Source organism: Micromonospora sp. NPDC051296, assembly GCF_040682255.1.
Classification (GTDB): Bacteria; Actinomycetota; Actinomycetes; order Mycobacteriales; family Micromonosporaceae; genus Micromonospora; species Micromonospora craterilacus.
Genome location: NZ_JBFBAO010000321.1, coordinates 1 through 8,223 on the forward strand (window position 1 = coordinate 1; position 8,223 = coordinate 8,223).

General features: G+C 73.5%; 7 protein-coding genes. 4 read left to right on the plus strand and 3 right to left on the minus strand.

Annotated features, from left to right (window positions below):
* Both AB0M52_RS26440 and AB0M52_RS26445 read left to right on the plus strand, forming a co-directional pair.
* A partial coding sequence (locus tag AB0M52_RS26440) for a family 1 glycosylhydrolase (protein WP_363958956.1) occupies positions 1-217 on the plus strand: 217 nt, incomplete at its 5' end.
* A gap of 82 nt (positions 218-299) precedes the next feature.
* Complete coding sequence (locus tag AB0M52_RS26445) at positions 300-1,346, plus strand: LacI family DNA-binding transcriptional regulator (RefSeq protein ID WP_363958958.1); 1,047 nt, start codon at positions 300-302, stop codon at positions 1,344-1,346.
* Positions 1,347-1,627: 281 nt separating this feature from the next.
* On the opposite strand, the gene AB0M52_RS26450 is transcribed toward AB0M52_RS26445, so the two are convergent.
* Together AB0M52_RS26450 and AB0M52_RS26455 are read right to left on the minus strand one after the other, a co-directional pair.
* Positions 1,628-2,848 carry an acyl-CoA dehydrogenase family protein gene (locus AB0M52_RS26450; RefSeq protein ID WP_363958961.1) on the minus strand — a complete coding sequence of 407 codons (1,221 nt, stop codon included), beginning with the start codon at positions 2,846-2,848 and terminating at the stop codon, positions 1,628-1,630.
* Complete coding sequence (locus AB0M52_RS26455; RefSeq protein WP_363958964.1) at positions 2,848-3,924, minus strand: phosphotransferase family protein; 1,077 nt, start codon at positions 3,922-3,924, stop codon at positions 2,848-2,850. The genes AB0M52_RS26450 and AB0M52_RS26455 overlap by 1 nt, the downstream gene beginning before the upstream one ends.
* 148 nt (positions 3,925-4,072) lie before the next feature.
* On the opposite strand from AB0M52_RS26455, the gene AB0M52_RS26460 reads away from it, so the two are divergent.
* Together AB0M52_RS26460 and AB0M52_RS26465 are read left to right on the plus strand one after the other, a co-directional pair.
* A complete protein-coding gene (locus AB0M52_RS26460; RefSeq protein ID WP_363958966.1) occupies positions 4,073-4,774 on the plus strand; it encodes an amino acid-binding protein in 702 nt (233 codons plus the stop codon).
* A gap of 111 nt (positions 4,775-4,885) precedes the next feature.
* Entirely contained in the window at positions 4,886-5,947 is a 1,062-nt protein-coding gene (locus tag AB0M52_RS26465) for a GNAT family N-acetyltransferase (RefSeq protein ID WP_363958969.1), read from the plus strand.
* A 95-nt stretch (positions 5,948-6,042) separates the two neighbouring features.
* Here the strand turns inward: AB0M52_RS26465 and AB0M52_RS26470 are convergent, their stop codons facing one another.
* On the minus strand, positions 6,043-7,608 hold the full coding sequence (locus AB0M52_RS26470; protein WP_363958972.1) for an aldehyde dehydrogenase family protein: 1,566 nt from the start codon (positions 7,606-7,608) through the stop codon (positions 6,043-6,045).
* Positions 7,609-8,223: the final 615 nt, after the last annotated feature.

An 8,223-nucleotide genomic window follows, 5' to 3' on the forward strand; every position in this document is an offset into this window, starting at 1 on the left:
TGGCCCGGCCGGCCGCGAGGTCCGCGGCGTACGCCGCGGCGGTCTGCGGGTCGGACAGCTCCACCGCCTGCGCGGCCAGCAACTCGCCCTGCTGGCACTTGAAACCAAGCGGTTCGGCATGATCTACGTCGATTACGACAGCCAGACCCGCATCCCCAAGTCCAGCGCCAGCTGGTACGCCGAGGTGATCCGACGCAACGGTCTGGCCGCACAATAGGGCGACGGCCAGCCAGTAACGGGCGGCCCGGCACCGACGCTGAACCAGGTGCCGGGGCCGCCTGACGTCGGAGGAGCAGACGATGACAACGCAGCGCACCCGGTCGCTCGGGCGCCCGACCCTCGACGCGGTCGCGGCCCGCGCCGGAGTCGGCCGCGGGACGGTCTCCCGCGTGGTCAACGGCTCTCCCCAGGTGAGTCCGGAGGCCCGCGCCGCCGTGCAGCAGGCCATCGCCGAGCTGGGGTACGTGCCGAACCGGGCCGCCCGGGCGCTGGTCACCCAGCGGACCGACTCGGTGGCCCTGGTGGTCAGCGAGTCCGGCGAACGGCTCTTCGCCGAGCCGTTCTTCGCCGGCATCGTGCGGGGGATCAGCTCGGTGCTGCTGGAGACGCCGTTGCAGCTCTGGCTGGCCATGGCGCAGTCCCCGCTGGAGCGGGAACGGGTCGAGCACCACCTGACCAACCAGCACGTCGACGGCGTACTGCTGCTGTCGTTGCACGACGCCGATCCGCTGCCCACCCTGCTGGAGGAACGCGGCCTGCCCACCGTGCTCGGCGGTCGACCCGCGCGGATGCTGCACCCCGACGCCCAGCCCGCCTCGTTCGTCGACGTGGACAACGCCGGTGGGGCGCGGCAGGCCGTGGAGTACCTGGCCGGCCGGGGGCGGCGACGCATCGCCACCATCGCCGGCCCGCAGGACATGGGCGCCGGCCTGGCCCGACTGTCCGGCTACCGGGACGCGGTACGGACCGCCGGATTCGGGGTCAACCCCGACCTGATCGCGTACGGCGACTTCGGCGAGGAGAGCGGGGCGACGGCCATGCGGCAGCTGCTGGACCGCTGCCCCGACCTGGACGCGGTGTTCGTCGCGGCCGACCTGATGGCCTTCGGCGCGATGCGGACGCTGCGCGAGGCCGGCCGGCGGGTGCCGCAGGACGTGGCCGTGATCGGCTTCGACGACGCACCCATCGCCCGGCAGAGCGACCCGCCGTTGACGTCGGTGTTCCAGCCGGTGGACGAGATGGGTCGGCAGATGGCGCGGCTGCTGGTCGCCCGGATCCGCGGCGACGAGATCCCCGACCCGCACATCGTCCTGGACACCCAGCTCGTCGAGCGTGCTTCCGCCTGACAACCCGGGCCGCGTTCGGCCAAGGTCACGCTCGATGCCGCAGGGGTGACGCGGCCGACGCACTACATCTCACAAGCCTGATGTCACAGAGAAATATTTATGTCTGTGTGACATCACGCTTCCGAGGAGCAATGCCACCCCGGCGGCCCGCGGCCGCATCCGGGACCATCCCGCTCCGGGCGTGTTCCGGCGTCACCACCTCGCTGAGCAGCTCGGCATACACCTCGGGTGGGCGGGATGGCGGACGTGCGGGGGAGTGGGCGGGACGCTCGGGTGCGGGGTCAGGTCGGGCCGGCCCAGCGGCGCAGCTCGCGCTTGGCGAGGCTGGCCCGGTGCACCTCGTCGGGGCCGTCGGCCAGGCGGAGGGTGCGGGCCTGGGCCCAGAGCTCCGCGAGGGGAGTGTCCTGGCTGACGCCGGCAGCGCCGTGCGCCTGGATCGCCTTGTCGATCACCCACTCCGCCATCGCCGGCGTGGCGATCTTGATGGCCTGGATCTCGGTGTGTGCGCCCTTGTTGCCGACGGTGTCCATCAGCCAGGCGGTCTTGAGCACCAGCAGCCGGGCCTGCTCGATGCGGACCCGGGACTCGGCGATCCACTCCCTTACCACGCCCTGCTCGGCGAGCGGGCGGCCGAACGCGACCCGTTCGGTGGCCCGCCGGCAGAGCAGCTCCAGGGCCCGTTCGGCCATGCCGACCAGCCGCATGCAGTGGTGGATCCGGCCGGGGCCGAGGCGGGCCTGGGCGATGGCGAAACCGGTGCCCTCGGCGCCGACCAGGTTCTCCGCCGGCACCCGTACGCCGGCGAAGTCGATCTCGGCGTGCCCGCCGTGCGGGGCGTCGGTGTAGCCGAAGACCGTCATGCCCCGGCGGACCGTGACGCCCGGGGTGTCCCGGGGGACCAGGATCATGCTCTGCTGCCGGTGCCGGTCGGCGCCCGGGTCGGTCTTGCCCATCACGATGAAGATCTCGCAGGCCGGGTCCATCGCCCCGGACGACCACCACTTGCGGCCGTCGATCATGTAGTGGTCGCCGTCGCGGCGGATCGAGGTGGCGATGTTCGTCGCGTCGGAGGAGGCGACCTCGGGCTCGGTCATGCAGAACGCCGAGCGGATCTCGCCGGCCAGCAGCGGGGTGAGCCAGCGTTCGCGTTGGGCGGGGGAGCCGAACTCGGCGAGCAGTTCCATGTTGCCGGTGTCCGGCGCGGCGCAGTTGAGTGCCTCGGGGGCCAGATGGGGGCTGCGCCCGGTCAGCTCGGCCAGCGGTGCGTACTGGAGGTTGGTCAGCCCGGCACCGTAGCGCGGGTCGGGGAGGAAGAGGTTCCACAGGCCGCGCCGGCGGGCCTCGGCCTTCAACTCGGCCAGCACCGGCGGCCGGGCCCACGGGTCACCGGCGGCGGCGACCTGGGCGGCGTGCACCGCCTCGGCCGGGTGGACGTGCTGCTCCAGGAACTCGGTCAGCTCCCCGCGCAGCTGTTCGGTGCGGGCGTCGTACCCGAAGTCCATCAGGCCTCCCCTAGGGTGGTCAGTCCGTGTGCGACCAGCGGAGCGACCATCTCGCCGATGGTGTCGAAGCCCGCCCCGAGGGTCTGCCCGAGGGCATGCCGGTAGTGGATGCCCTCGCAGATCACCGCGAGCTTGAAGCAGCCCAGCGCCACGTGCCAGTGCAGCGGGCCGACGTCCACGTCGCTGCCGGCGGCGTACCGATCGATCAGCTCGGCGCCGGTCGGGAAACCGGCGCGCGGGCCGAGCCCGTCGGCGACCGGGTTGCCGGCGGAGTTGTCGCTGTCGCCGAGCACGCTCCAGTACGTCAGCAGCAACCCAAGGTCGGCGAGGGGGTCGCCGAGGGTGGCCATCTCCCAGTCCAGCACCGCCGTCACCGTCACCGGCGCGACCGTGGCGAGCAGGTTGTCCAGCCGGTAGTCGCCGTGCACGATCCGGCCCGCGTTGGTGCCGTCGGGTGCGGTGGCGGCGAGCCGGTCGCGCAGCTCGTCGATGCCGGGCAGCGGCCGGCTGCGGGAGCGGTCCAGCTGGCCGGCCCAGCGGCGGACCTGCCGGGCGAGGTAGCCCTCGGGACGGCCGAAGTCGGCCAGGCCGACCGACGCCGGCTCCACCCCGTGCAGCGTCGCGAGGGTGTCCATCATGGCCATCGCCAGCTCGCGCCGCTGCTCGGCGGTGAGCTGGTCGGTCCGGACCCGGCTGCGGAACACCTCGCCGGGAACCCGTTCCATCAGGTAGAACGGCGCGCCGAGCACCTCGGCGTCCGGGCACAGCAGCAGCGCCCGCGGCACCGGGACAGCGGTCGGGGCCAGCGCCGAGATCACCCGGAACTCCCGGGCCATGTCGTGCGCGGTGGCCAGCACGTGCCCGAGCGGTGGCCGGCGCAGCACCAGCTCCCGCTCGCCGATCCGCACCAGGTAGGTCAGGTTGGAGCGGCCGCCGGCGATCAGCTCGGCCCGTGGCGGGCCGGCGGCCAGCTCGGGCCGGTGCCGCGCCAGGTAGCCGCCGAGCCGGTCGAGATCCAGACCGGCGGGGGAGCCGGCGGCCGGTTCGCGCGTCTCGTCAGCCGCCGGATCGGTCATCCGGACAGTTCATGGCAGCTGGGACGGGTTGTCAAGGTCAGGATTGACCCTCGGGACATGCCGCCGCAACAGGGACGAAATGGTCAACTGCCAGGCTGGGGACCAGCCTGCCGGCCACTGCGCCGGCCCGCCGAGCGGAGGGGTTCAGATGTTGCTGCGCGTTCGGGTCACCCTGCCGGACCGTCCAGGCACGCTCGGCCAGGTGGCTCGCACCCTCGGAGTGTCAGGTGCGGACATCGTCCAGGTGGTGGTGCTGGAACGCCTCGGCGGGCGCGCGGTCGACGACTTCACCGTGGTGTGGCCGGGCGCCGCGCGGGTGGAACGGCTGTTGGCCGGCCTGGCGGCCATCCCCGGGGTGCGGGTGGACGGGGTCTGGCGGGCGATCGGCGCGCCCACCACCACCGGCCAGGACGCCGAGTTGCTGGCGCAGGTCGCGGCGAACCCGGCCGACGGGCTGGCCACCCTGGTCGACGCGGTGCCCGGGCTGCTCGCCGCCGAATGGGCGGTCGCCGCGGTGGTGCCGGTCGACTGGGCCTCCCGGGCCGGTGGTGGCGGGGCGACGGTGGGGCACGCCAGTTGGCGTACGCCCGTACCGCCGCGGTTGCCGGAGGTGACTCCGCTGCGCGCCCGGTCGATGACCATGCCCGACGGCGGCCACTTCGCGGTCGCGCCGTTCGGCCGGGCCGGGCTGGTCCTGGTGGTGTCCCGCGAGCACAGCGAGACCCTCGCGCCGGCCGCGTTCCACGCCACCGAGGTGGACCGGCTGGCGCAGCTGGTCCGGGCCAGCGCGGTGATCCTCGGTGACCGCCTGGACCTGGTCGGCGCCCCGCCGGTCACCGCCAACCCGTGACCCCGCCCTACCAGCTGTGACGCAGACCGCAGGGCTGGTCGCGGCTGGACACGGTGGGGCAACCGGCCGGCAACAGCGGCAGGCGAGGGTGGCACGGGAAGGGAGGCAACGATGACGCTGTGGCGGATCCGAGCCACCGTGGACGACCGGCCGGGCTACCTGTCGGTGCTCACGGCGAGCCTCGCGTTGCGCGGAGTCAACATCCTCACCGTGCAGGTGCACACCACCGAGCACGGTGCCGTCGACGATTTCCTCGTCGACGCGCCGGACACCCTCGCCGAGGCGGACCTCATCGCCGCCGTGGAGCGGGGCCGGGGCCGGGACTGCTGGGTGGCGCGCAGCGAGGCGCGCGGCCTGGCCGACCAGCCGACCCGGGTGCTCGGGCTGGCCACCCGGCTGGTCCACGACCCGGACGCGACCGGGGAGGTGCTGCGGGCCCTGCTCGGCGCCGACGAGGTGACCTGGCGACCCGCGCCGGCCGTGGCCCGCTCCGGGATCGACGGTGCGACCATGCTGCTGGCCGACCCCAACGGCGGGTCGTACGCCCTGCACCGGGTCGCGCCAAGCTTCACCCCGGCGGAGTACGCGCGGGCGCAGGCGCTGCTGGAGTTGGGTGCCACCGCGGGCCGCCGGGCCACCGAGCAGGTCACCGTGGTCCTGCCGGACGGTGCCGAGCTGACCGTACGCCCGGCGGTCGCGGACGACCTGGCGGCGGTGGTCGAGCTGCACGAGGGCTGCTCGGCACGCAGCCGTCAGCGCCGCTACCTGGGCGGGGCGGGCCAGCCGCCACCGGCCCGGCTGCGCCGGCTGCTGGAGCCGGCCCGCGGGCTGACCCTGGTCGCCGTGACGACCGGCTCCGGCGGGGCGGCGGAGTCGGTCGTCGCGATGGCGAACCTGCTCGCCGAGGGCGACGAGGCCGAGCTGGCGCTGCTGGTACGCGACGACTGGCAGCGGCGCGGGCTGGGCTCGACGCTGTTGCGCCGGCTGACCCGGCAGGCCGAGTCGACCGGCTACGCGGCGATGGTGCTGCACGTCCAGGCCGACAACGCGCCGATGCTGCGTACGCTGCGCCGGCTGTCCCGAACGACCACGGTCGAGCGGGACGCCGGGCTGCTGACCCTGACCGTGCCCCTGACGGCCGATGTGCCGACGCCGGTGGAGCGCGCCGGCTGACGGCGCCTGCCGGGGATGAGACGGCCGACCTCCGGTGCGGGGGACGGTGAGGTGGGTAGGGCTCCCGGTGCGGGGGCCCTACCCACCGTCGTGTCTCAGCTGGCCGGATAGCTGCTGTAGTCGGGGAAGTTGCCGTAGAGGCGGTCGTCGCCGCCGGTGGTGACCGCCTGCACCAGCAGGTCGCCGCCGACGAAGGCACCCTTCCAGGAGGCGCCCCGGCCGCCGAACGGCTCCGCCCGGTCACCCCGGGAGCGTGGCTTGTTGATGCCCACCTTGAAGGCTTGCAGGTCGACGGCCAGCTTGGCCGCCTCGTCGGTGTCGTCGCAGGCCAGCGAGGCCACCAGCGCGCCGTTCGAGGCGTTCATCTGGGCCAGCAGCTCGTCGGTGGTGTCCACCACCACGATGGTGTCGACCGGTCCGAACGGCTCGGCATGCATCAGCCGGGACCGGCCGGGCGGTGCCAGCAGCACCGACGGCGCGACGTACGCCGAGGTGTCCTGCCCGGGCAGGAACGGTGCGTCGTCGAGCTTGCCCCGGTACAGCGGGATGGCGCCGCCGCGTACCGCCTCGTCGACCTTGCGGCGCAGCTCGTCGGCCTTGGCGCCGCTGATCAGCGGGCCGAAGTCCAGCTCGGGCAGCGGGTCGCCGGCCAGCCAGTTACCGTCCACCGCCAGTGGGTGGCCGAATCGGATCGATCGCACCACGGGCAGGTACATGTCGAGGAACTCGTCGACCAGGTCCCGCTGGACCACAAACCGCGGGTACGCGGTGCAGCGCTGCTTGCCGTACTCGAAGCCTTTCTTCAAGTGGGCGGCCAGCAGGTCCCACTGGGAGAAGTTCCAGACCCCCCAGGCGTTGAGGCCCTCCTGCTCGATGAAGTGGCGCTTGTCGGAGTCGAGCAGCGCGGCGGCCACCTTGCCGCCGTTGGAGCGCCCGCCGACGAACGCCACCGCGCCGATCTCCGGCGCCCGGACCAGGACCTCCGACAGTGCCTCGCCGCTGCCGGAGACCAGGGTGACGGGCAGCCCGGCGCGGTGCAGCAAGGCGTGCGCCACGGTCAGGCACACCGCGCCGCCCTGCGACGGTGTCTTGGCGATGACCGCGTTGCCGGCGAGCAGCTGCACCAGCTCGGCGTGCACGAGCACGCTCATCGGGTAGTTCCACGAGGCGATGTTGCTGACCGGGCCGGGCAGCGGCTCGCGGCCGTCGGCGAGCATCCGGTCGATCTCACCGACGTACCAGCCCACCCCGTCCAGGGCGCGGTCCACGTCGGCACAGGCCAGTCGCCACGGCTTGCCGATCTCCCAGACCAGCAGCAGGGCGAGCAGGTCACGGTGGGCGGTGAGAGCGTCCAGAGCGTCGCTGACCCGGGCCTTGCGCTCGGCGAGCGGGGTGGCGGCCCAGTCGGCGTGGCTGGTCGCGGCGTGGGCGACCGCGGCGCGGGCGGTCTGCGCATCCAGTCGGGGCAGGTTGACCAGCACGGTGTTGTCCACCGGGGTGCGCACCGGCGTGGGTACGCCGACCGCCCGCCACTGGCCGGAGAGCAGGTTGTGCAGCGTGGTGACGCCGTCGACCGGCTGGTCGAACGCCTCCGGGGTGGCGGCCACCGCCCGGGCGAGAGTGTCGGACCAGGAGGTGCCGTCGGCGAGTCGTAGAGCCATCGCGATCTCCTCAGGGTGGGCGGGAGAGCGGCGGCATCGACGGCGCCGCCAGGTGTCGCGTACTGTCGCGCGCCGCGTAGCGCAGCGGCAACAGTGCGTTCCGTATCGCAGGACGCCCGGCCCTGTTCTCTCCTCTGTGGAGATGTGGCGCGAGTCCTGCCGCATCCGGTCCCACCTGCGGCTTTGCATTTATTGCATCGGACTCTATCGATGATGTGATGAGTGTCCTTTTGTTACTGGCGGGTACGGGAGGGTCGCTCCGCGATTCGACGGCGGAGGCTCGGACTTCCCAAACCGGCGGCTGGCGGATTACATTGCTGGTTATCCATGGGAGCGCTCCCGGCCCTGCTGGAGCCACCTCGCCACCACCACCCGGGCAGCCGTCCGAACCGACGCGGCACGCGTCGGTGCTGCCTGCCACGCACCGACAGGAGCAGCCACATGCACCAGACCACACGGCCGGGCCGCGCCCGTCACCTTCAGCCGTGGCCGCGCCGCCTGCTGGCCGCCGGCACGGCACTCGCCGCCGCGCTCGCCCTCGCGGTCGGCGTACCCGCGACCGGAGCCGCCGCCGCACCGACCTCCGGGGCCGCCGCCCCCGCCGCCGCGGCGGCG